Raw genomic sequence first — 24,240 nt, 5'->3', positions numbered from 1 at the left:
AGTCGAAGCTGGTAAAGCCGGGGGAGGCGCCCTATTTGTCTACCATGGGCTTGGGCTGCCGCAGGGGCGGGCCCACCCGCTTGAAGCCGTGGGCCTCCCGGAAGGCGTCCTGTTCGGCCTCGGTCATGTTGCGCGTGGCGCCCTCGCTGATTTTGCGAAAGCATTCCTCCATCTTCCCAGCGGGTTGAAAAATCATCAGCAGCCGGCCCGTCCCCGCCCCCACTTTGGCAAAGCTGTGCGGCACTTTGCGGGGCCCGAACACGCTGTCGCCTGCTTTGGCCGAAAACACTTCTTCGCCAACCTTGACCAAGAATTCACCTTCCAGCACGTACCACCACTCGTCCTGCTCGAAGTGGTAGTGGTGCGAGGGCCCGCCCTCTTTTTCCCGGCTCGACTCAAATACATATAAGTCGCCCTCGGTGTCGGCAGTGGCTATTTTGGTCCAGAACGTGTCGCCGTCGAACAACGCCATGGGGCGGTTGGCCCGGTCCTGGGCCGTCTTCACCAAGAAGCCTTTGCCCGTCCGGAAGCGGGCCACCGCTCGGGCAGCCACCTCAAACGGCAAAGCCAGAAACGTCCCGGTGGCCAAAGCCGCTTTCAAGAAACTGTTACGGTTCATCTGCATCACACGCGGGGCTAGTTTGCCGGTCAACTTGCCAATAATCAGCACTTCAGCCGGGACCAGTGTCAGCCGAAGCGCCTCATGGAGTAAGGTAAAAACTAAATTTCATATTCTCTATCACTAATGTTTGCGATTGAGCTTAACCCTCCGGCTGCAAAGCCGCTTTCGGTAGGCGTGCCTGACCAGCCATTCAAAGTGTCCCGCCACCGCGCCGGGCCCGCACCCTGAAAATACTTCGCGGGCACATGGCCCACAAACTGGCGCCGCGCCCATCTTTGTGGATATGTCCGCCCCTGCCGCCCCCCTGCCCTACCTCGTTTTCGATTTCGACAGCACCTTCACCCAGGTCGAAGGCCTCGATGAATTGGCCGACATCGCCCTGCAAGGCCACCCCGACCAAGCCGACGTGGTGGCCCAAATCCGGGCCCTGACCGACCGGGGTATGGCCGGTGAAATCGGCTTCCAGGAGTCCCTGAGCAAGCGGCTGGCACTGCTGGGCGCCAACGAGCGGCACTTGGCGCCGCTGGTGGCCCGCCTGCGCACCAAGGTGAGCGAGAGCATCCGCCGCAACGGCAACTTCTTCCGCCAGTTTGCCGACCGGATTTACGTGGTGAGCAGCGGCTTCCGCGAATTCATCGAGCCCGTGGTGGCCGAATACGGCATCGCGCCCGGGCACGTGCTGGCCAATACCTTCACCTTCGACGACGCCCGCAACATCACCGGCTGCGACCCGGCCAACGTGCTGAGCCGCGACGGCGGCAAAATCCGCCAGTTGGTATTGCTCGATTTGGACGGCCCCGTTTATGTACTCGGCGACGGATATACCGACTATCAAATCCGCGAGGCCGGTCTGGCCCACCGATTTTACGCTTACACTGAAAACGTTAGTCGCCCCACGGTGGTGGCCCAAGCCGACGAAGTGCTCCCCACTTTCGACGAGTTTTTGTACCAACTAAAACTTCCCATGACTCTTTCGTACCCCAAGAACCGTATCAAAGTCCTTCTCCTCGAAAACCCCGATGCCCGCGCCAAAGAGCTTTTTTCGGCAGAAGGCTACCAGGTAGACACCGTGCCCGGCGGCTTGGACGAGGACGAGCTGATTCAGCGAATTGAGGGCGTAAGCATCCTTGGCATCCGCAGCAAAACGCAGGTAACCAAGCGCGTATTGGACGCCGCCAACCGGCTGATTTCCATTGGCGCCTTCTGCATTGGCACCAACCAGATTGACCTGAACGAGGCCATGAAAAAGGGCGTGGCCGTGTTCAACGCGCCGTTTAGCAATACCCGCTCGGTGGTGGAGCTGGCTTTGGGCGAAATCATCGTGCTGGCGCGTCGCATTCCGGAGAAAAACCCCAAAATGCACGCCGGCGAGTGGGACAAGTCGGCCAAAGGCTCGTTCGAAATTCGCGGCAAAACGCTCGGCATTATCGGCTACGGCAACATCGGCTCGCAGCTGTCGGTGGTGGCCGAGGCCGTGGGCATGAAGGTGGTGTACTTCGACATTGCCGAAAAGCTGCAGCTCGGCAACGCCGTGAAGTGCCGCACCTTGGAAGAACTATTGGTGCAGGCCGACGTGGTGACGCTACACATCGACGGCCGCGCGGCCAACGAGAACTTCATAGGCGCTCAGGAATTTGCCCAGATGAAGCCCGGCGCGCTCTTCCTCAACAACGCCCGCGGCCACGTGGTGGACGTGCCGGCCCTGGCCGCCGCCCTGCGCAGCGGCCACCTCGGCGGCGCGGCGGTAGATGTGTTTCCCTACGAGCCCAAAACCAATAACGAGAGCTTCGAAAACGAGCTGCGCGGCCTGCCCAACGTACTGCTCACGCCCCACATCGGGGGCAGCACGGCCGAGGCCCAGCGCAACATCGCCGAGTTTGTGCCCGAGCGCATCATGGCCTACATCAACACGGGCAACACCCAGCAGTCGGTTAACTTCCCCAACATTCAGCTGCCCACGCAGCAGGCCCACCGCCTCATTCACATTCACGCCAACGTGCCCGGCGTGCTGGCCAAAATCAACAACGTGCTGGCCGCCCACCACGTCAACATTCTGGGCCAGTACCTGAAAACCAACGAGCACATCGGCTACGTGATTACGGACATCAACCGCGAGTACGACCAGGAAGTCATCAAGGCCCTGCGCGGGGTGGAGCACACCATCAAGTTCCGGGTGCTGTATTAAATATTAAATCGCAGATGGCCGCAGCGCGCTAGGGTGTGTGGACAATTGGTGACCTTTGGGTTGTGCGACGTTATGAACTCAAAGATGCGGATTGGGCGCGCTTAGCGCCGTTGTTGCCAGGCAAAGTCGGGGACGCGGGTCGTTCAGCCGCTGATAACCGGCTGTTTGTCAATGCCGTGCTCTGGATTGCCCGCAGCGGGGCGCCGTGGCGCGATTTGCCCGAACGGTTCGGGCCGTGGAATTCTGTTTTTCGGCGCTTCCGGCGCTGGGCGCAAAAAGGCGTTTGGCAGCGCGTATTCGAGGCCGTGCAGGACCCGGACCTGGACTGGGCCATGCTCGACTCAACCAGCGTACGAGCGCACCAGCACGCGGCCGGGCAAAAAAAAGCAACGCCCCGGCCGAAGCCCTCGGCCGTTCCCGCGGGGGCTTCACCAGCAAGCTGCACGCCGTCGTAGACGCGCTGGGCAACCCGTTGCGCCTGGCCCTGACGCCGGGCCAGCAGGCGGATTGCGGCGTCGCCGCCGACCTGTTAAAAGGCTTGGCGGTGGGGGCCGTGCTGGCCGATAAAGCCTACGACACCAACGCCTTGGTTGCCCAAATCCGCCAGGCAGGGGCCGCGGTCGTCGTGCCCAGCAAACGCAACCGGCGCGCACCACGCCTGCTCGACCGCAACCTGTACGCGGACCGCAACAAAGTGGAGCGCTTCTTTAACCGCCTCAAGCAGTACCGCCGATTGGCCACCCGCTACGACAAAACCGCTGCCTCGTTCCTGGCTTTCGCCCAATGCGCAGCTACTTTCGTCTGGCTACTCTGATTGTCAACACGCCCTAGGCAATAGTTCGGCTGGCACGTCCAGCACCTCGCGCAGTGGCACGGCCCGGATTTCAGCTTCGGGAACGGTTTCTTCCAGTTCCTCCCGCAACTCGCTTACGGCGTGCACGGCGGCCTCGGGTGAGCAGCGGCTCTTGCGCATAAAGTGGATAGAAGCCACGCCCAGCCAGTAGCGGGCAATCCGGCGCAGGTGCTGCAAATCCTCGTCGGGCGTGTCGCGCAGCGCGGGTAGGTGCTCGAGCCGCTCGTCCTCTTCCAAGTCAAGCCGGACGACGTTCATGACGAACCCGAACACGGTTTTGTCGCGGCGGAGCTGGCGCAAGCGAGGAGGTGCAGGCATGGGCGGAGGCGAAGAGTGGGAAATCATAAAGGTAGCGTGCCACCCGCTTACGGCATGAACAGCCCATTATGGTGCTGCAAATACTGTTTGGCCGGCTGGTCGGCCAGGCTTTTGGGCAGCACTCGCAACGGCTGGCCGTCAAAGCGGTAGTACTCCTTGCCGTTCTGAAATTCTTCCCGGATGCGGCTGCTGACCCGGACTACCCGGTCGTGGGCGTCGATGGTGAGGTAATGCCGGTCGAAGAGCTTGTGCAGGTCGGAGCGCAGCAGCAGGCCGTTGCCGAGCGAGTTGGGACCGGCTTGGGAGAAGGGCTGAATGTGGGCGGCTTCCAGCACCGGCAGCGTTTTCTCGCCCGAAATGGCGCACCTTTTATCGTAGGCCTGCAAAACCAACGACTGAAAAGCGCCCTGCCCCACCCGGACCTTGGTAAGGGCCTGCCGGTACGTGCCGGGCGCTTCCAATACCAGGTTTTCGGTTAGCGGCGAAGTTGGGGCAAATAAATCGTGCTGGTATCTAAGCAGCGTCGCGTTCACGTCGACCCAAAGCTTGCTGCCGATGGGCGAGCCCGTGTTGTATACCTTACCCGTCACGATGGGGTTGCTCCAATCTGCGGGGGCCGGAATCCAGTCTTCTTCTTTGAAGAAAACAGGCTCCGTAATCACCAGGCAGCTAATGACCGGGCTGATTTCCATCGCCTTGCCCGAACCAGCTCGGTACTTATTGATGGCCTGTACGAAAGCGCCGTAGCTCGCAAAGCCATTGCGCGGGCCAAATATCTCCCAGGCCATGTTGGTGGGCAGGTCGATTTGATTGACAAACCGGCCCAAGCCAGCGATGCAGTGGAAGGGCTTCTTGAGTTTGAACAAGAAATACGCGTCCTTGGAAACCGCGCCGAAGGTTGTGCCGCCGCCTAGCGGCTTCCAGAAATTTACGTCCTCCCGGGGCTCCTGCCGCAGGAAATCAAACCAGCCCTTGTCCGTGACGCCGACGTAGAAATTCATGGGTTGCGGGGTTTCAAGCGAGAAGTTACTGGCTGCCTTTTTCGGCCAGCAGCGCGTCGTAGCGCGCTTTCAGCTCGTCGTATTGCCGCACCTTTTCCAGGTACAGCTCATACACGCGCAGGAGCTTGTCTTTGCACTCGTCCACGCTGGCCAGCTGGTACACTTCCACCGGCTCGGCTACCGCGGGGGCCAGTTCCTTGAACTCCTCAGCGAAGTTGTGGTAGATGATTTCGCCCACCCGCCGGATGAAGTCGAAGTCCAGATTGGGCTCTTCGAAGCGGCGGTAGAGGGTGGCGCGGCTGATGCCCAGCGCCATGTACAGCCGCGACACCTTCACGCCGCTTTTGAGAACTACGTCTTGCAGAATTTCCCCGCGGTGTTGCTTGGCCATATCGGGTTGGACTAGGAAGGGCCAAAGTTGGGACCCTCGCTCACCCGCTCCGGCGCTGATTATTTCCTTATTTTGAATCAATAGCTGCGCTTATGAGACGATAATGTCTCATATTTGTCTCATAAGTTTTCTTATGGACGCCCAGCCTGGTTCTACCCTTGTCCGCTTGCCGGACAATCCCATCCTCAACAATCCGTACCTAGCCCCCGACAAGCACTACGCCACCGACCTAGAAGGCAACCTCGACTACGCCAGAATTGAAAAAGGGCGTCGCCTGTTCGTGCCCGAAGTGCAGGTGATTCCGGGCCGGCACAAAGGCCAGAAAGAGGTATTCGAGTTCAACGAGGCGGCCGCCTCCTACGGCACGCACCTCATCAACCTCGTGCGCAAGGAGGTTGAACAGTGGCGCAGCGCCACCTACCCCGATACCACCCGCGTCACCCGCGAGCTGCTGACATACTGGTTTCTCAACGAAGAGCGTCTGGTAACCAAGCAGCTGTTCTTTGCCCAGCGCGAAGCCGTGGAAACTGCCATCTGGCTGAACGAGGTAGCCAGCCGCTCCAACGCCGGCAGTCACATCCTGAGTCAGTTGCGCGAGGGCCAGCAAAGCGTATCCGGGCAGCCAACGGACCACCTGCCGCGCATCGCCTTCAAGATGGCCACCGGCAGCGGCAAAACCGTGGTGATGGCCGCCCTCATCCTCTACCACTACCTCAACCGCCAGCAGTACCGCCAGGATACCCGCTTCGCCGACAATTTCCTGCTCGTGGCGCCCGGCATCACCATCCGAGACCGGCTGGGCGTGCTGCGGGCCGATACTACCTCGGACCGCAACTACGCGCAGGACTACTACCACGAGCGCAAGCTGGTGCCGGCCTCGTACGAAGACCTGCTCGAAGGGCTAAACGCCCGGCTCGTCATTTGCAACTACCACCAATTTGAGCCGCGCACCCTGCAAGGCAACAAGCGCGGTGTGTTCGACGGCAAAGTGGGCGCCGACGGCAAAAAACAGGAAGAGTACGAGGACTACAGCCTGGTATTCCGGCGCCTGCTGAGCGGGTTCCGGCCCGGCAGCCGCCTGCTGGTGCTCAACGACGAGGCCCACCACTGCTACCTGCCCCAGGAAGCCCCCGGCAAAAAGAAGAAGGCCGCCGAAGCCGACGAAGCCGGGGCCGAAGAAAACGCTCGCGCCGCGGTGTGGTTCAGCGGCCTTCGCGAGCTGGGCCAGCGCTACCAGCTGGCGGCCGTGTACGACCTCTCGGCCACGCCCTACTACCTGCAAGGCTCCGGCTACAAGCCGTACACCTTGTTTCCGTGGATTGCCACCGACTTCGGCCTGGTGGAAGCCATTGAGAGCGGGCTGGTGAAAATCCCCTACTTGCCCGAAAAGGACGACACCCAGCAGCTCGACATGCCGGTGCTGCGCAACCTCTACGAGCACGTGCGCGAGAAGCTGCCCAAGATGGGCAAGACCACCGAGCGCAAGGAAAAGGGCGCCGCCTACGTGGAGAAAAAGCCCGACCTGCCCCAGCTGCTTGTCACGGCCCTCGACCAGCTGGTGGCACACTACGAGGAGTACGACCAGGGCGTGCGCGAGCGGGGCGAGCGACGCCCCGAGCTGCTGAGCACCCCGCCCGTGCTCATTGTGGTGTGCAACAACACCGGCGTGTCGAAGGAAGTGTACAAGCACATTGCCGGCTACGAATACGACGACCCCACCCACGGCGGGCAGGTGGCGCTGGGCCACCACCCCATCTTCTCCAACTACCTACCGGATAAGTCGCCCCGCCACCGCCCGCCCACCCTGCTCATCGACTCCGACGCGCTGGAAAACAGCGGGCAGGTCGACGAAGCCTTCCGGCGGGTGTTCAAGGATGAAATCCGGCAGTTCCGCCAGGAGTACCGCCGCCTCTACCCCGAACGCTCGGCCGACGACCTGACCGAAGCCGACTTGCTGCGCGAGGTGGTGAACACCGTGGGCCGCCCCGGCAAGCTAGGTGCCCACGTGCGCTGCGTGGTGTCGGTGAGTATGCTGACGGAAGGTTGGGACGCCAACACTGTGACGCACATCGTGGGCTTACGGGCTTTTGGCTCGCAGCTGCTGTGCGAGCAGGTGGCGGGCCGCGCCCTGCGACGCCGTTACTACGAGCTGCAAGGCTATGACCGAAACGGCGAGGTAGTGACCGGCATTACCAAGACCGATAAGGCCCGCATCGTCGAGTACAAGTTTCCGCCCGAGTACGCCCGCATCATTGGCATTCCCTTTCGGGCTTTCCGCCGAGGGCAAGGCGGCGCCGCACCAGGCCCTGGGGGCGACGAAATTACCCCCATCCGGGCCCTGCCCGAGCGGGACCACTTGGAAATTCGCTTTCCCAACCTGGCCGGCTACCGCGAGGAGCTGGGCGCCGACGAGCTGCGGCCGGATTTTGCGGCCGTGGGCAAGTTCGAGCTGGACTTCTCCAAAATCCCGACTACGACGGAACTGGCCTCGGCCTTTTCGGGCAGCACCGAAAACATGAAGTTGGAGGCCCACGAGCACATTCGCGACAACGAAGCCATCTACTACGTGGCCAACGAGGTGATGCGCCACCACTTCTCCGACGTGGGCGGCGCGCCGCTCATGCAGTACTTCGGCCCGGTGCGCCGCATCGTGGAGCAGTGGTACCACGAGTGCCTCACGCTGGTGCACCAAACCGACCCGGCCTTCAAGCGGCTGGTGAAGTACTGGGACGGCAAAGCCGTGGCCAGCCACATTCGGCAGGCCATTGCGGTGGGCCAGCCAGCCGAGGAGCGCCGCATCCGGCCGGTGCCCTTCCGCTATAACGCCCAAGGCAGCACCCGCTTCGTGCACGGCCAGACCACCCGTCCGGTATTTGAGACCACGAAAAGCCACGTCAACTACGTGGTGGCCGACACCCAGACCTGGGAACAGATTTGCGCCAAAGTGCTCGAAGACCTGCCCCAGGTGCTGAGCTATGTCAAAAACGCCTTTCTCGACTTCAAAATCCCCTACCTCAAGGAAGGCAAGGACGGTAACTACCTGCCCGATTTCATCGCCCGCGTGTGCACCCAGAGCGGCCAAACCGTGAACCTGATTATCGAGGTGACGGGCATGAACCGCGACAAAACCGCCAAAAAACTTTACACCGAACACTACTGGCTGCCCGCCGTGAACGGCGACCTGGAAGCCCTCGGCTTGCCGCCCGACGAGCCCTGGGCCTTCATCGAAATCAGCGAGGACGAAAAATACTTCCGCAATCAGCTGGTGGCCAAAATCCAGGCGCTGTAGCGCCCACAACGAAAGCACGTCCTGCTGAGCGGGGTCGAAGCATCTCTACCGCGAGAGCACTCCAATCAACAGAGTTAGTTGCGCGGTAGAGATGCTTAGACTGCGCTCAGCAGGACGGCCTGAGTAGCCTTCCAAACTCATTCTAATCCCGCGTCCGCCTATCTCCTTCATGGCTAAGAAATCTGTTACTCCTACCCCCGCCGCTACCTTCGACCCCACCGCCTACGTTCACCAGGACAAGCGCAGCTACATTCCCTCCGAAACCGAGGCCGGGGCTGAGCAATTTAACCCCAAGGTGCAGGGCCATTCCATGCGGCAACTCGACAAAAACCCCATCGTGCACCGCGGTCAGGACCCCGAGCTGAAGTGGCTGGGCAAGTACGAGCACGAGGGCGAGGACCGGCCCGACTACCTCAAGCTTGACATCCGCTCGCTCTACCGCCACGAGCACGTGCGCCCCCAGGAGCTAATGGCACGGCTTTACCGCGAGCGGCTGGCCCAAGCCAACGAGCAGCTCGGCTTGTTTGGGCAGGACTACCAGACCGTGGATGAACTGGACAAGCCGCTAAGCTACTACCAGCACCATGCCGCATGGGAAAACCGCCTCATCCTCGGCGATTCGCTCTCGGTGATGACCTCCCTGCTGGAGCGCGAAGGCCTCGACAAAAAGGTGCAGATGGTGTACCTCGACCCGCCCTACGGCATCAAATACGGCTCGAACTGGCAAATCAAGCTCAACAACCGCACCGTGCAGGACGGCAAGGACGAGCACCTCTCCTCCGAGCCCGAGCAAATCAAAGCCTTCCGCGACACCTGGGAACTGGGCATCCACAGCTACCTCAGCTACCTGCGCGACCGGCTGCTGGTGGCCCGCGAGCTGCTCACCGAATCCGGCTCCTGCTTCGTGCAGATTTCGGACGAGAACGTGCATTTGGTGCGGGGCATCATGGATGAGGTGTTCGGGAGTGGAAATTTTGTGAGTCAGATAAGTTTTCGCAAGACCAGCAATTTGACAGCGGGGTTGCTGCCTACCTCCAATGATTTTATTATCTGGTACGCCCGAAATAAGGATGTGGTCAAATACCGGCCCCTTTATGAGAAAAAGACGTTTGAATCGGTTACATCAGACAGCTTTGGCTGCTTGGAGCTGCCCGGTGGCATGTGGCGGCGTTTAACGCAGGAAGAACGCAACAACATTTACTCATTACCTGAGGGCAAGCTTTTTGGGCTGGGTGACCTTACATCGTCGCATTACTATAACAGTCCCGATTTTGAGTATAAAGGGAAAGTATTCACTTCTAAAAAACGTTATTGGTCTACTTCAACTGAAGGACTTAATCGGCTGGCAAATGCTGACCGACTGGCCGTAGTGGGCGATACGCTGCGATATAAAAGGTTTTTTAACGACTTTCCGTATATCAGCCTAGACAACAACTGGACAGATACTGGGGCCGGCAGCCAGACGGGCGAAGCGAATTATGTGGTACAAACCACTCCCAAGGTCATTCAGCGCTGCATGCTAATGACTACCGACCCAGGCGACCTAGTGCTGGACCCTACCTGTGGCAGCGGCACAACAGCCCATGCCGCAGAACAGTGGGGGAGGCGCTGGATTACCATCGATACCTCTCGCATTGCCCTTAATATCGCCAAAACAAGGTTAATGACGGCTGCTTATCCCTATTACAAGCTATACGACGAAAGCGAACAAGACTTACGCCAAGGCTTCGTCTATAACGAAGTTTTTCGTGTAACTATGAAAAACATCGCCAACGATGAGGTGCCGGCAAGCATCAAGATTTTTGACAAGCCTTTGCGCGACGACAAGCGTCTGCGCGTGGCCGGCCCCTTCACCGTGGAGACGCTGCAAAGCCTAAACCCCGTGGCGCCCGAGGAACTGGAAGCGCCTAAAGAAGAACTGGAAAGCCAGGCTCAGTTTGAGAGCCGCGTGTTCGCCGGCCTCACCGCGTCGGGCGTGCGCAACGGGGCCAAAAACGAGCAGGCCGTGTTCCTGCGCGTGGAGCGCCGCGCTTCCCCCGCCCTGCCGGCCGAAGGCTACTGGCGCGACGCCGAAGGCCGCGAGCGCAAGGCCTATTTCCTGCTGGGCCCGCGCTTCGGCACCGTGAGCAAAAGCCAGGTGAACGAAGCCGTGAAGGAATGTCGGCAGCTCGGCGACGCCGACTGGCTGGTGGTGCTGGGCTTTTCCTTCGACGACGCCATCGAGAACCGCGAGCAAACCACCAGCGCCGGCACGTTTCAGGTAACGCGCGCGCGCATCGGCGAGGACTTGCTGCAGGAGGGACTGCTGAAAAAAGACAAAAAAGCTGCGTCTTTCGTCACCATTGGCGAGCCCGAAATCGGGCTGTTGCGCGACGAAGCCGCAGGTACGGCTACGGTGGAGGTGCGGGGCCTCGACATCTGGGACCCCATCAACAACCGCCTGGCCGCCCGCTCCGTGGAGGACATTGCCTACTGGATGCTCGACGATGACTACGACGGCTCCAGTTTCCTGGTGCGTCAGGTATTTTTCTGCGGCGGCGAAAAAAGCGAATTCAAAAAGTGGCGCAGCAAGCTCGACGGCCAGGCCAGCGCTACCGCAAAGCGCAAAACTGAGCAAACTCTGCGCATCGAGCTGGATGAAGAAGCCTGGGAGCGGCTTTACGGCTTCCGCTCCCACCCTATCGAGCTGCGCCCCGGGCGCCGTGTAGCGGTGCGAGTTATCAGCCAGTTCGGCGAAGAAAGCACCCGAGTACTGGGCTTATAACCTGGTCTCAGCGTCAAATTCTGCTCTTTTTTGCAATTGCAGCTTCTCAGATTCTTTCTCTGCTCATAAATAGTGCTTTTTACAGAGCTGGTGACAAGCGCGCCCGCCCCAGGGCTTGGCATGCATCAGTTCATCTACGGTTCATTTTGGTGTAAACCAGAAGCAACAGTGCGTTTCGTATTTGCGGCCTCAATCAACGGTTCAAAAGGCCCCTATGAAACCTACTCCTACTCTCCTGTTAGCCGCGCTGCTGGGTGGCGGCAAAGCCCTGGCCCAGACGGCCTGTCCGACCCTGCCCGCCGGCCACATCAGCCAGTTTACCTCGGTGGAGCCCACCACGCAGCCGCAAGACCTGCGCCTGCCGGCCACCCACACCTTCCAGATGCTGGTGCAGGGCGGCAGCCCCTACACCAACGCGGCCGACGGCAACGTGCTGGAATCGTTCGACTTCACGGGTTACGCCCCCATCGCCGGCAGCAGCACCAACGGCTACCTCTCCATCAACCACGAGGGTTCCGGCACCACTTCGGGCGTGAGCATGCTCAGCCTGGGTTTTAACGCCGCCACCAAGCTGTGGGGCGTGACGGCCAAGCACCCGGTGAACTTCGCCCCGGTTATCGGCACCATCAACAACTGCTCGGGCACGGTGACGCCCTGGAGCTCGATTGTGACCTGCGAGGAAAGCACCGGCCCCACCAACCCCGTTGACACCAACGGCGACGGCTACATGGACTCCGGTTGGAACGTGGAAATCGACCCAGCTACCCACACCGTGAAAGACCAGAACGGCGACGGCACCCCCGACAAGCTCTGGCGCATGGGCCGCCTCAAGCACGAGAACATCGTGGTGGCCGCCGACCAGCGCACCGCCTACCAAGGCGCCGACGACGGCCCCACCAACAGCTTCGTGTACAAGTACGTGGCCACCACGGCCGGCCAGCTCGGCAGTGGCACGCTCTACGCCCTGCAGCTCAACAGCACGGGCACCGCGGGCACCTGGATTCAAGTACCGAACTCGACGCCGACCGAATGCAACAACACGACGGTTGCCGCCCGCGCTCTGGGCGCCACGAGCTTCAACGGCGTGGAAGACGTTGAAATCAGCCCGCTGACCGGCCAGATTTACTTCACGGCCAAAGGCCCCGGCACCATCTACCGCTTCACCGACAGCGGCGCCACTGGCACCACGTTCAGCAACTTTGAAATTTTTGCAGGCAACACGCCCACCAACACCAACCAGGCCTACACCATCAACTACGGCTCGGGCAGCATCTCGGAGCTGTGGCGCACCGGCAACGACAACCTCACCTTCGACTCGCTGGGCAACCTGTACGTGCTGCAAGACGGCGGCCGCAACCACGTGTGGCTGATTAAGCCCTGCCACACGCAGGCCACGCCCGCCGTGGAGGTGTTCGCCGTGACGCCCGCCGACTGCGAGCCCACGGGCATGACCTTCTCGCCCGACGAGCGGTTCATGTTCATCTCGATTCAAAGCCCCGGCCCCGCTAATAGTCTGGCCACGGTGGACGCAGCCGGCCAATCGGTAGTGTTCAACAAGTCCACGGCGCTGGTTATTGGCCGCAAGGGCACCCTGGGCACGGCCCTGAGCGCGAAAAGCAAGGTGGAGCTGGCCAAAGCCGACGTGTTCCCGAACCCGGTGAACGGCGCGGACCTGAACGTGCAGCTCACCCACAGCCGCAAGGAAGCCGCCACGCTGACCGTATTTAACCCGCTGGGCGCCCGCGTGCTGGAGCAGTCGGCCACGCTGGGCCAGGGCTTGAACACGCTGAAAGTGCCGGTGGGCAAGCTTGAAAACGGGTACTACAACCTGGTCATCAAAACCGCTACCACCACCACTACCCGTCCGTTCATTAAGCAGTGAGGAACCGCCTGATTTCTGGTTTTTTCATCCTATTTGTTGCCCTGCACCTAGTGCAGGGCAACACTTGTTTGGCGCAAGGTGGTCCGCACATTTCTTTTTCGCTGGCCCAGGCCCTGGGGCAGCCCGGTCGCATCACCGAGCTTAACCTGCGCGGCCAGGGCCTGGAGCTGCTGCCGCCCAGCGTGGGGCAGCTGCGGCGGCTGCGCCTGCTGTTTGCCCACGAAAACCACCTGCGCCACCTGCCCGAAGACCTCACCCAGCTCGATAGCCTGCGGGTGCTGTTTCTGAACAAAAACGGCCTGCTGGACTTGCCGCCGAATTTGGGCAAGCTGCAGCGGCTGCGCCAGTTGCAGATAGAGCAGAACGTGCTGACCGAGCTGCCGCCCAGCATCGGCGACCTGGACAGCCTGCGCTTCCTGATGAGCGCCTACAACAACTTCACCTCGCTGCCCGAGCAGCTGGGGCGGCTGGCGAAGCTGGAGTACTGCGACGTGTCGCACAACCAGCTGCTGTTTTTGCCCGAATCGGTGAGCGCGCTGGGCGCCCTGCGCTACGTGTACCTGAACGACAACAAGCTGCAAAGCCTGCCCGCCCAGCTTGGCGCGTGGACCAAGGTGGAAGAGCTGAACCTGTCCAACAACCAGCTGGAAGAGCTGCCGGCCAGCATCGGCAACTGCCAGAACCTGAAGGTGCTCATTCTGTCGGGCAACCAACTCAAGAAGCTGCCCAAGAGCCTGGGCAAGCTGCACCAACTGGAAATGCTGATTCTCAACGACAACCAACTCACGGCCCTGCCCCGCTCGCTGAGCCGGCTGAAGCGGCTGAAAACGGTCATCGTGAAGCAGAACGCCTTCACGGCCGAAACCCGCCGCCAAGCCGAAACGGACCTGCCGGGCGCTAAACTTTATTTCTGATGCCTTCCCGCTTGTTTGGTTTCCCTGGCCTGGTCCGCCCGTTGCTGCTGGTGCTGGCGGCGGGCTTTTTGTCGTTTGCCGTGCTGCACAAGCGGCCAACTGACCAGGTGAAGGACTACTACGACGGGCACCTGCGCCAACTGCACACTGCGTTGGCGCGCTTCCAGGAGCGCGCCTACCAGGCCGACACCACCGCGCTGCGGGCCCAGTTTGCCGCCTGCCGCCGTGAATACAAGCACCTGGAATTTGCCATTGAGTACTACTACCCGCACGCCGCCACGCGCCTCAACGGCGCCGCCCTGCCCGAAACCGAGCCCGGCGAGCCGGGCGAAGTCATTCCGCCCGCCGGGTTTCAGGTGCTGGAAGAGTACGTGTACGCCGCCCCCGACTCCCGCGCCAACCGCGACGAGATTCGTCAGGAGCTGGACAATATGCTCTTCGAAGTGCGCCGCCTGGAGCAGCAGGTGCCGTTCCTGGCTTTCGGCGACGCCGAGGTGTTCGACGCCGTCCGGCTGAACCTTTACCGCTTGGCGGCCAAGGGCGTGTCGGGCTTCGACTCGCCCGCCGCGCACGCCTCGCTGCCCGAAGCCGCCGCCACGCTCAAAGCCAGCCGCGAGGTGCTGGCCGTGTTCGGAGTACCCGCCGCCCTGACCACGCAGCTGGCCCGCTGCGAGGCCGCTGCGGCCGCCCCCCGGCAGGATTTCAATAGCTTCGACCGCGCCCATTTCTTCGTGCGCTACTTCAACCCGGCTTTGGCGGCGCTCCGGCAGGCCCAGGTGCAACTGCAGATTCCGCCGGTGGCGGCCAAGCGGGCGGTGCGGGCCAACGCCACCGGCTACTTCGTGGCCGACGCCTTCGACCCATCCTTTTTTGCGCCCGCCGACGCCGCTCAACCCACGCCAGCCGTGCTGAAACTGGGCGAAGCCTTGTTCAAAGAACCGCTGCTGTCGGGCAAGGCGGGGCGCTCCTGCGCCAGCTGCCACGCCCCCGAGCGGGCCTACGTCGACGGCCTGAAAGTGAACAGCTCCCTGCTGGCCGATGCCGGCCTGGAGCGCAACACCCCCACCCTGCTGAACGCCGCCCTGCAGCCCGACCAGTTCTACGACAGCCGGGTGCACTTCCTGGAAGACCAGGTGCACGCCGTGGTGTCCAACAAAGCCGAAATGGGCGGCCAGCTGAGCGAGGCGCCCGCCGTGCTGCGCAAAAAAGGCGCGTACCCCAAGCTGTTTGCCCAAGCGTTTGCCAGTGAAAAGCAGCCCGTTTCGGAGCGCAACATCCGGCGGGCGGTGGCGGCCTACGTCCGTTCCCTGGTCCGCCTCAATAGTCGTTTCGACCAGTTTCTGCGCGGCGACACCACGGTGCTCAGCCGCCAGGAAGTACTCGGTTTCAACCTGTTCATGGGCAAGGCCCAGTGCGGCACCTGCCACTACATGCCCTTGTTCAACGGCACGGTGCCGCCGCTTTACGACAAATCCGAAAGCGAAGTGCTGGGCGTGCCCACCACCGCCGACACCCTGCACCCCGTGCTGGACGCCGACCCCGGCAAGTTCCTGCTCTACGGCGTGGCCCACCAAAAGCACGCCTTCAAAACGCCCACCGTGCGCAACGCCGCCCTCACCGCGCCCTACATGCACAACGGCGTGTACCAGACCCTGGAGCAGGTAATGGACTTCTACAACCGAGGCGGCGGGACCGGCCTGGGCCTCACCGTGCCCACCCAAACCCTGGCCGAAGACCGCCTGAACCTGAGCCAGGCCGAGCAGCAGGCCCTCATCGCCTTCATCAAGTCGTTGTCGGACTCCCAGGAAGTGGCGTATTAATCAGCCAGCGGTTTCCCAACTTTTCAATCGACCCGCTATCAACGCCAGCAAATCCCTGCCAGTAGCCAAGTAATGGCTGACTCAGGTAACTGTGTTTCAAATTTGGTGCTGCACGAAGCACGTCAATGGTTGAAAGATGCCTGTCAACCTTAGCTCGTACCTGCCCTAGGGTCAGCGCAGCGTGAAAACCGGTGTGCGGGCGGTGTACGTTTCGCCGTTGGTGAGGCGGTAGCGTAACGCAAACTGCTGCGGGCCGGCCTGGGCGGGAGCTTGGGCTAGTTGCAGCGGTAAGCCGTTTAGCTCCGGTTTGGTGCCGCGCTCAGGGACTGCTGGCAAAACCCGCCCACTGGATTGATTAACCAGCAAATCGTTGACCGAACTGCCGGCCGGATGAGCCGCATCATACGCGTACACGCAACGCACTTCCAAGGAATCCAGCGCCTCCGTAGTGCCCGAATAGCCGGGTAGCTGGCTAGGCTCGCAGGCGTAAGCGGCCGGCAGCCAACCAGACGGACGCGCTCGAAAGCTATAGAAACGAGCTTGTGGTCGTACCTCCATTCTTATATCAGCAGCGGCTACTGATTCCCCTGAAATGACCGGTTGGTAGGGAGTAGCCCGGAAAGCATTTAGAACTATCCCCTGCACATCGAAAAACTTTTCAGTCTCTGTAAGTGGGCAGTCAGTGCAGCCTTCTAACACTGCGCCAGCTGGGATACCGATGAGCAGTAAGGCTACTATGCTTAGCGTCTTTTTCATGGTGTTTGGTTTTAAATATACCTCTTTAGTAAAAAAAGCCGCGTCCTATTACAGCCGCTCGCGCACCTGGCGCAGCACCCGCTCTACCTCGTTGCGCATGGGGTAGCTGTCCACCACGTGGTTGTTATTGAAGAAGCTGAAGGCCACCAGCCGGCCGCTTTTGGTGCGCAGGTAGCCGCACATGTTCAGGTTGTTGCTGAGGGTGCCGGTTTTGCCCCACACCCAGGTGCCGGCCGCGTCGTGGTAGCGCTTGCGCAGGGTGCCCTGGTGCCCGCCAGCGGCCAATAGGCTCAACAGGCGACGCTCAGGTACTTCTTGGTGCAGCCTGAGCAAAAGCGCAGTGAGCGTGCGCGGCGTAATGAGATTGAGGCGCGACAGCCCCGAGCCGTCCACCCACACCACCGGGTCGGGCAGGCCCGTCAGCAGGTTCTGGCGGGCGTAGCGGATGACGCGGCCGGTACTGAGCGAGTCGTGGTTGCCAATTTTGGTGCTGCACATGAGCAGCAGTTGCTCGGCCAGGAAATTGTCGCTCACGCGCAGCATGCGCCGGTAGAGCGAGTCGACGCGCAAGCCGTGCAGCGTCCGAATGGAGTCCAGACCCGGGCGCGGGCGCCACGCGGCGCTGCTGGTGGCCCGGCGCAGGGTGTCGCCCAGCAGCCGCAGCATCAGCCCGCGGCTGGTGATGAAGGGCGTTTCGTCGACCCACTTTTTAGTAGAAGCCAGCACGTGGAAGCGGTTTTCGAGCGGGTCGCGCAGCACGTGGGTGTCTTTGTCGAGGCCGGGCGTGAGCAAGTCGCGCGTGGCCGGGCTCACCAGCGGCGCGAAGTAGCGCGGCAGCACCCGCACCCGCGGCAAGGGCGCCAAGGCCGGCCGCGCCGCGGCTACGCCACCGGCTCGCGCCTTGGGGGGAACTGGCGCGGCGGCATAAAAGCGCACCGTGTTGCCGTAAATGGGAAAAGGAGTGCGCTCGGGTTGGAAGTAGTAGCCGTAGTCATCCCAGGTCCAACTGGGGCCGAAGGGCGTCACGCATTTGATGTCGGTGTAGGCCAGCACTTTCTCGGGCCGCTTGGCCAGGAAGGCGTACGCGCGGCGGCTGGGCACGTCGCCGTGCAGCAGCGTGGGGTCGCCGGTGCCTTGGAAAAACAGCGTGTCGTTGCGGCTGAAGTAGCGCAGGCTGGGCAGCGAGTCGCCGAGCAGGTGCAGGCCCGCGTAGAAACTGAACAGCTTCATGGTGCTGGCCGGGGTGAAGTATTTGGTCTCCTGGTAGCCGTAGAAAGGCTGGGTGCTGTCGGCGTAGGCCAGACTCAGGCCCACTTGGTGCTGGCGCAAAATGGCCGAAGCCGATAGCAGCGAATCGAGCCAGGGCAGCCGCTGGGCCGTGGCCGACGTGCCCGCAACGGACGTTTGCGAATTCTGAGCGCAGGCCGTGAGATGAGCCGAACCCAGCGACAGCAGCAAGATAAAATAGAGGAAACGGTGCACGTGACGCAAGTTAAGCAGCTTTTGAGCCCATACGGAAAGGTACTGGAGCGCGCGACCCCGCGCCAAAGCCGTGCCACACCCGGCGGCTGGGGCCAGTGCTCCGGAGCACCTCCTACTCAGGTTGTTCGATGTGAAGCACTTTGGCCTCGTCCAAATCGAGCTGGGCCTCCTGTTGGCGCAGCACTTCGTCTTCGAACACGTTGTGCCGGCGCATCACAAACAGCTCTTCGCGCTGCACCCGCAGGATGTCGAGCAACACCCGGTGGTATTGGTGCAGGGCCTCGCGCTGCGTCTCGTCGATTTCTATCGATTCCAAGGTCTGTGAAGTCAGTTGGATTTCGTTTTCCATGCGCTGTTGCAAGCGGCTAATGAGGCGGTTGCGGCTGGTTTCGTCGGCGTATTGCTGCTTGAGGTGCGCAACGGCGGCTTTGCGCAGCCGGAGCCGCACGCCGGCTTCCTGCTCTTCGGGTGGCACGGGCTCGTCCAGCTCGTCGAGCTTGGTGAAACGAATCAGTGCGGGCAGCGTGAGCCCTTGGAAAACCAGCGTCACCAGAATGACCACGAAGGTGATGAACAGAATCAGGTTGCGCTGCGGAAACGGCTGCCCATTGGCCAGCAGCGGCACCGACAGCGCCGCCGCCAACGACACCACGCCCCGCATGCCAGCCCAGCCCAGCACCAGCGGCCCCTGCCAGCCCGGGCTCACCTCGTTGGTGCGGATGGTGTAGCTCCACCAGCGCGGCACAAACGCCGCCGGGTACATCCACAGCAGCCGGATGACGATGACCATGAAGCTGATGATGAGCCCGTAGACAATGGCTTCCTGCAGCGAATAATTGCCCAGCCCTTCCACCGCCACGGGCAGCTGCAAGCCAATGAGAATGAACACCAAGCCGTTCAGCACGAAACTTAGGCTGGCCCACACGCCGTTGGCCTGCAGCCGGGTGCTGGCGTCGAACACAGCGTGCGAGAAAAAGGACATCAGCAGCCCGCCGCTCACCACGGCCAGCACGCCCGAAAAGTGGAATTCCTCGGCCAGCAGGTACATCACGTAGGGCGCCATCAGTGTGAGGGCGGTGTTGATGCTGGGCGTGGTGGGCAGGTATTTGTGAATGAGGTAAAACACGTAGGCCACGCCAACGCCCACCACCAAGCCCATGCTGCTGGTTACGGCAAAGCTCAGGGCCGCGTCCTGCCACACAAAACTGCCCGAGAGCACCGCGGCTAGCGCAAACCGAAACACAATCAGGCTGCTGGCGTCATTGAGCAGGCTTTCGCCGCCGAGGATGGCCATCACGCGCTTGGGCACCTTGATGCCCTTGAGCACCGAAGCCGCGGCCACAGCATCGGGCGGGGAGATAATGCCGCCCAGCAGGAAACCCAGCGCCAGAGTGAAGCCCGGAATCATGGCGCGCGAGACGTAGGCCACGATGACGGACGTGAACAGTACCAGCCCAAACGCCAGCAGCCCAATGGGCCGCCGCCAGCGCCAGAAGTCCCGCCACGAGGTGTTCCAGGCCGCTTCGTAGAGCAGCGGCGGCAGGAAGATGAGGAAGATGAGGTCGGGCTCGATGGCAATGCGGGGCAGGCCGGGCACAAAGCCCATTACCAACCCGCCCAATACCAGGAAGATGGGGTAGGAGATTCGCAGCTTTTGCCCCAGCATCACGAGCAAAAAAACGGCGAACAGCAGCCCCAGAATGAGTAGTAAGTTTTCGTGCAGCATCAAAACGGTATGAGGAACGGCCCAAAGAAACGTCATGCAGAGCGCAGCGAAGCATCTCGCCTGCAATACTAATTCAATCGTTAAGCAAAACATTACTGCCGCGGGCGAGATGCTTCGCTGCGCTCTGCATGACGGGCTTAAGGGCGAATTTGGGTTCGGTTTCCCCGCCTTGAGTTGGCTTGAGTGCGCTTTTTTTCCGCATCCCAATTTCGGGCGCCGTACTTTTGACCCCCGTCATGCCCGAACGCTCCAATCCCCCCTCCGCGTCGGCTGCGAAATTCATTTTCGTTACCGGCGGCGTCACTTCTTCACTCGGCAAAGGAATTATTTCCGCCTCGCTGGCCAAGCTTCTGCAGGCCCGCGGGTTCCGAGTCACCATCCAGAAGTTCGACCCCTACATCAACATCGACCCCGGTACGCTCAACCCGTACGAGCACGGCGAGTGCTACGTGACCGACGACGGCGCCGAAACCGACCTCGACCTCGGCCACTACGAGCGGTTCCTGAACACGCCCACCTCGCAGGCCAACAACGTCACCACCGGCCGCATCTACGACCACGTCATCCGGCGCGAGCGCGAAGGCGCTTTCCTCGGCAAAACCGTGCAGGTGGTGCCCCACATCACCGACGAAATCAAGCGGCGCATGCTGCTGCTGGGCCAGAACGGTCAGTTCGACGTGGTCATCACCGAAATCGGCGGCTGCATCGGCGACATCGAGAGCCTGCCCTTCGTGGAGGCCGTGCGCCAGCTCCGCTGGGAACTAGCCGATTCCGACTCGCTGGTCATTCACCTCACGCTGCTGCCTTACTTGAAGGCCGCCGGCGAGCTGAAAACCAAGCCCACCCAGCACTCGGTGCGCGACTTGCGCGAAGCCGGCTTGCAGCCCGACATCCTGGTGTGCCGCTCCGAGCACCCCATTCCGATGGAGATGCGTCGCAAAATTGCGCTGTTCTGCAACGTCAAAATCAACTCCGTCATCGAAAGCCTCGACGCCGACAGCATCTACTCCGTGCCGTTGCTCATGCGCAAGGAGGGGCTGGACGAGCGGGTGATTAAGCGCCTGAAAATGACCGGCGGCACCCAGTTGCCCGATTTGGAAGCCTGGAAAGACTTCCTCGGCAAGCTCAAAAACCCCACCGAGGAGGTGACCATTGCCCTGGTGGGCAAGTACGTGGAGCTGCCCGACGCCTACAAGTCCATCAACGAGGCTTTTGTGCACGCCGGGGCCCAGAACGAGTGCAAAGTGACGGTTCGCAGCATTCAGTCCGACCACATCACCGACGACAACATTGCCGGCCTGCTGCACGGCTGCGACGGCGTGCTGGTAGCGCCCGGCTTCGGCGAGCGCGGCTTTGAAGGCAAGATTGCCGCCGTGCGCTACGTGCGGGAAAACAACATCCCGTTCTTCGGCATCTGCCTGGGCATGCAAGTGGCCGTGGTAGAGTACGCCCGCCACGTGCTGGGCCTGCACAACGCCAACTCCACCGAGATGGACGCGCTCACGCCTAACCCCGTCATTGCCATGATGGAGGAGCAGAAAAACATCACCCAAAAAGGCGGCACCATGCGCCTGGGCGCCTACGCTTGCGACCTGCGCCGCGGCTCGCGCGCGGCCAAAGCTTATGGCCGCAACCACATCAGCGAGCGGCACCGGCATCGCTACGAGTTCAACAACCAGTTCCTCAACCAATTTGAGGAGGGCGGCATGCAGATGACGGGCACTAATCCCGACACGGGTCTTGTTGAAGTGATTGAGCTGCCGAACCACCCGTGGTTTGTGGCCGGCCAGTTTCACCCCGAGCTGAAAAGCACCGTGGAGCAGCCCCACCCGCTGTTCACGCGCTTCGTGCGGGCCGCCATTCAACACCGCAAAGGGTAAAACGTGTCATTGCGAGTGGAGCGCAGCGTAACGCGGCAATCCGTCCTGTAAACGCAACCAGCTTTGAGATGTGATAAGGCCTAAAATATGCTGCGCACTTACCACGTCTACCTGCTCACTAACGCCAACCACACGGTCTTCTACATCGGTGTTACCAACGATTTAACTCGGCGCGTGGCCGAGCACAAATCGGGCAAGCATGAAGGCTTTACCAAAAAATACAACGTGTACAAGCTGGTACATTTTGAGACTTTCCCTGACATCAAAGCCGCCATTGCCCGCGAGAAACAGCTCAAGGCTGGCTCGAGGGGCCAAAAAGCTGACCTTGATTAACACCAACAATCCTGCTTGGGATGAACTAGCCGAGTAAAGGGCTTGTCACATCTTAGGGCTAGTCGCATCGAGGGGACGGATTGCCGCGCTGCGCTCGCAATGACAGGTGAGGCCCTTTGCTCCGTACCTTTGCCCTTTCGCAACCTCTTTTTGTAATGGATAAAAATTCAGCAACCGGCCTCTTTCTCATAGCGGCCTTGCTCCTCGTGTACCTGTTCTTCTTCAGCCCCAAGGTGGAGAAGGAAGCCACCAGCAAACCAGCCGCCACCACTGCCGCGACTACCCCGGCCGCCGCGCCCGCCGCGGTTCCAGCCCTGGCCGCTGAAGCTGCCCTTGATACCACTGCCGGCCCGGTGAAGGACGTGGTGGTTTCCAACGAGAACCTCGACGTGACGTTCTCGACCCGCGGTGGCCGCGTGGCCGCCGTGCGCCTGCGCAAGTACAAGACCTTCTCCGGCAAGCCGCTGGATTTGTTTGACGCCAGCAGCGCCCGGATGGATACCCGCTTCCGCACCGTGGACGGCAAAACCATCAAGTTTTCGGACCTAGTGTTTCAGTCGGTAGTGGTGCAGGGCACGGGCGGCGAGTCGGTGGCCACGTTCACGGCTCCGGTGGCCGGCGGTAGCGTGGTGCAGACCTATACCTTGCCCAAAAACAGCTACGAGTTGAAGTACAACCTGCGCCTTAATGGCCTGGAGCGCACCGTGGCCCAGGAGCCGCTCACGTTCACCTTCGTGGACCGCGTGCGGCAGACCGAGCAGGACTTGCAGCAGAACCGCAACCACACCACCATCAATCACTACTTGGCCACTGGCGACCAAGGCTCCCTGACCGAAGCCAGCGAGAGCCCTGAGGAATACAAGGCCAACGGTCCGGTAAAGTGGGCTGCGCACAAGCACGACTTCTTCGTGGCCGGCCTCATCGCCGACCAACAGCCCTTCAGCGGCGGCGCGTTCAACTCGGCCGTGAACCTAGCCGATTCGAGCACCATCAAAACCCTGAGCACCACGCTCACCCTCCCGGTGACCGAGGTGGCGCAGGGCCGCGGCCAGTACCGCTTTTTCTTCGGGCCAAACTCCTATAGCCTGCTGAAAGATGTGGCCCCCGAGTTCGACCGCAACGTGTACTTGGGCTGGGGCCTGTTCCGCTGGGTGAACCTGTTTGTGGTGCTGCCGGTGTTCCACTTCCTGGAGCAGTACATCAGCTCCTACGGCATCATCATTCTGCTTTTGGTGGTACTCATCAAGCTGGTCACGTGGCCGCTCACCTACAAAACCTACGAGAGCCAGGCCCGCATGAAAGTGCTGAAGCCGGAAATTGACGAGCTGAAGGCCAAGTACGGCGACGACAACACCAAGGTGCAGCAGGAGACGATGAAGCTCTATCAGACCTTCGGCGTGTCGCCCCTGGCCGGCTGCGTGCCCACGCTGCTCACGCTGCCCATCTTGTTTGCCATGTTCCAGTTCTTCCCCAACGCCATCGAGCTGCGGCAGCAGAGCTTCCTGTGGGCCAAGGACTTGAGCAGCTACGACGTGTTTGCCAAGCTGCCCTTCTACGTGAAATGGTACGGCGACCACATCAGCATGTTCACGCTGCTCATGACGGCCTCTACCCTGCTCATGACCTGGCAGAGCAACCAGACCAACACGGCCATGCAAGGCCCGATGAAAACTTATAGCTACTTGATGCCCATCATCTTCCTGTTCGTGCTGAACAGCTTTGCGGCCGGCCTTACCTGGTACTACTTCGTGTCGAACGTGGTGACGTTTGCCCAGCAGGCCCTCACCAAGGCTTTCGTGGATGACACTAAAATCCGCGCCCAGCTCGACGCCAACAAAATCAAGAACAAGGACAAGAAGCCCGGTGGCCTGCAAGGCCGCATCGCCGAAGCCATGAAAGCCGCGCAGGAGCGCGAGGCCCAGGCCAAACGCAAGCAGTCCTAGCATCACCGCCTCGGCCCAGCCGAGCAAGCCGGCAGGACGGAACCGTAGGCACGGTTTTCGTTCTGCCGGTTTTTTGTTTGC

17 protein-coding genes are annotated in these 24,240 nt (G+C 61.3%); 10 read left to right on the top strand and 7 right to left on the bottom strand.

What is annotated here, in order from left to right; genetic code table 11:
* Nucleotides 1-31 precede the first annotated feature (31 nt).
* Nucleotides 32-619, bottom strand: a complete 588-nt coding sequence (locus VF629_RS15790; protein ID WP_331059453.1) for a cupin domain-containing protein — start codon at nucleotides 617-619, stop codon at nucleotides 32-34.
* A 286-nt stretch (nucleotides 620-905) separates the two neighbouring features.
* Between VF629_RS15790 and serA the strand changes: the two genes are divergently transcribed.
* Both serA and VF629_RS15780 read left to right on the top strand, forming a co-directional pair.
* The gene (serA, locus tag VF629_RS15785; RefSeq protein ID WP_331059452.1) at nucleotides 906-2,807 is read left to right on the top strand and encodes a phosphoglycerate dehydrogenase; all 1,902 of its coding nucleotides are present in this window, start codon (nucleotides 906-908) and stop codon (nucleotides 2,805-2,807) included.
* A gap of 62 nt (nucleotides 2,808-2,869) precedes the next feature.
* Nucleotides 2,870-3,621, top strand: a protein-coding gene (locus tag VF629_RS15780) for an IS5 family transposase (protein ID WP_414653894.1) whose coding sequence is annotated in 2 segments (ribosomal slippage) — nucleotides 2,870-3,199 and nucleotides 3,202-3,621 — 750 coding nt in all. Because the reading frame shifts where the segments join, the coding sequence is not laid out codon by codon here.
* A gap of 3 nt (nucleotides 3,622-3,624) precedes the next feature.
* On the opposite strand, the gene VF629_RS15775 is transcribed toward VF629_RS15780, so the two are convergent.
* The 3 genes from VF629_RS15775 to VF629_RS15765 are packed head-to-tail and all read right to left on the bottom strand — an operon-like array spanning nucleotide 3,625 to nucleotide 5,370.
* Nucleotides 3,625-3,978, bottom strand: coding sequence for a hypothetical protein (locus tag VF629_RS15775; RefSeq protein ID WP_331059450.1), 354 nt, complete (start codon nucleotides 3,976-3,978; stop codon nucleotides 3,625-3,627).
* Between the two features lie 47 nt (nucleotides 3,979-4,025).
* The gene (locus tag VF629_RS15770; RefSeq protein ID WP_331059449.1) at nucleotides 4,026-4,979 is read right to left on the bottom strand and encodes an HNH endonuclease signature motif containing protein; all 954 of its coding nucleotides are present in this window, start codon (nucleotides 4,977-4,979) and stop codon (nucleotides 4,026-4,028) included.
* A gap of 25 nt (nucleotides 4,980-5,004) precedes the next feature.
* The gene (locus tag VF629_RS15765) at nucleotides 5,005-5,370 is read right to left on the bottom strand and encodes a hypothetical protein (protein WP_331059448.1); all 366 of its coding nucleotides are present in this window, start codon (nucleotides 5,368-5,370) and stop codon (nucleotides 5,005-5,007) included.
* A 133-nt stretch (nucleotides 5,371-5,503) separates the two neighbouring features.
* Here VF629_RS15765 and VF629_RS15760 point away from each other — a divergent pair, with 133 nt between their 5' ends.
* From VF629_RS15760 to VF629_RS15740, 5 genes are all read left to right on the top strand, one after another.
* Nucleotides 5,504-8,659 (top strand): BPTD_3080 family restriction endonuclease, encoded by a 3,156-nt coding sequence (locus tag VF629_RS15760; protein WP_331059447.1) that lies wholly within the window; start codon nucleotides 5,504-5,506, stop codon nucleotides 8,657-8,659.
* Between the two features lie 169 nt (nucleotides 8,660-8,828).
* Nucleotides 8,829-11,423: a site-specific DNA-methyltransferase gene (locus VF629_RS15755; RefSeq protein ID WP_331059446.1), complete on the top strand. Its 2,595-nt coding sequence runs from the start codon at nucleotides 8,829-8,831 to the stop codon at nucleotides 11,421-11,423.
* A 214-nt stretch (nucleotides 11,424-11,637) separates the two neighbouring features.
* On the top strand, nucleotides 11,638-13,305 hold the full coding sequence (locus VF629_RS15750) for an alkaline phosphatase PhoX (RefSeq protein ID WP_331059445.1): 1,668 nt from the start codon (nucleotides 11,638-11,640) through the stop codon (nucleotides 13,303-13,305).
* Nucleotides 13,302-14,219 (top strand): leucine-rich repeat domain-containing protein, encoded by a 918-nt coding sequence (locus VF629_RS15745; protein ID WP_331059444.1) that lies wholly within the window; start codon nucleotides 13,302-13,304, stop codon nucleotides 14,217-14,219. The genes VF629_RS15750 and VF629_RS15745 overlap by 4 nt, the downstream gene beginning before the upstream one ends.
* On the top strand, nucleotides 14,219-16,039 hold the full coding sequence (locus VF629_RS15740; RefSeq protein WP_331059443.1) for a cytochrome-c peroxidase: 1,821 nt from the start codon (nucleotides 14,219-14,221) through the stop codon (nucleotides 16,037-16,039). The genes VF629_RS15745 and VF629_RS15740 overlap by 1 nt, the downstream gene beginning before the upstream one ends.
* Nucleotides 16,040-16,210: 171 nt before the next feature.
* Here the strand turns inward: VF629_RS15740 and VF629_RS15735 are convergent, their stop codons facing one another.
* From VF629_RS15735 to VF629_RS15725, 3 genes are all read right to left on the bottom strand, one after another.
* On the bottom strand, nucleotides 16,211-16,795 hold the full coding sequence (locus tag VF629_RS15735) for a hypothetical protein (RefSeq protein WP_331059442.1): 585 nt from the start codon (nucleotides 16,793-16,795) through the stop codon (nucleotides 16,211-16,213).
* A gap of 48 nt (nucleotides 16,796-16,843) precedes the next feature.
* Nucleotides 16,844-18,277, bottom strand: a complete 1,434-nt coding sequence (locus VF629_RS15730) for a D-alanyl-D-alanine carboxypeptidase (RefSeq protein WP_331059441.1) — start codon at nucleotides 18,275-18,277, stop codon at nucleotides 16,844-16,846.
* A gap of 112 nt (nucleotides 18,278-18,389) precedes the next feature.
* Nucleotides 18,390-20,003: a Na+/H+ antiporter gene (locus VF629_RS15725; RefSeq protein WP_331059440.1), complete on the bottom strand. Its 1,614-nt coding sequence runs from the start codon at nucleotides 20,001-20,003 to the stop codon at nucleotides 18,390-18,392.
* A gap of 236 nt (nucleotides 20,004-20,239) precedes the next feature.
* Between VF629_RS15725 and VF629_RS15720 the strand changes: the two genes are divergently transcribed.
* The 3 genes from VF629_RS15720 to yidC all read left to right on the top strand — a co-directional run bounded on the left by VF629_RS15720 (nucleotide 20,240) and on the right by yidC (nucleotide 24,159).
* Nucleotides 20,240-21,883: a CTP synthase gene (locus VF629_RS15720; RefSeq protein WP_331059439.1), complete on the top strand. Its 1,644-nt coding sequence runs from the start codon at nucleotides 20,240-20,242 to the stop codon at nucleotides 21,881-21,883.
* An 87-nt stretch (nucleotides 21,884-21,970) separates the two neighbouring features.
* Nucleotides 21,971-22,216, top strand: a complete 246-nt coding sequence (locus VF629_RS15715) for a GIY-YIG nuclease family protein (RefSeq protein WP_331059438.1) — start codon at nucleotides 21,971-21,973, stop codon at nucleotides 22,214-22,216.
* A 155-nt stretch (nucleotides 22,217-22,371) separates the two neighbouring features.
* Nucleotides 22,372-24,159, top strand: a complete 1,788-nt coding sequence (gene yidC, locus VF629_RS15710; RefSeq protein WP_331059437.1) for a membrane protein insertase YidC — start codon at nucleotides 22,372-22,374, stop codon at nucleotides 24,157-24,159.
* The last annotated feature ends 81 nt before the right edge of the window (nucleotides 24,160-24,240 follow it).

Origin of the sequence: Hymenobacter sp. (assembly GCF_036388155.1) — a bacterium.
In the GTDB taxonomy this organism is placed as follows: domain Bacteria; phylum Bacteroidota; class Bacteroidia; order Cytophagales; family Hymenobacteraceae; genus Hymenobacter.
Note: the sequence above shows the minus strand (reverse complement) of the source record. Positions and strands in the feature narration are given on the sequence as shown.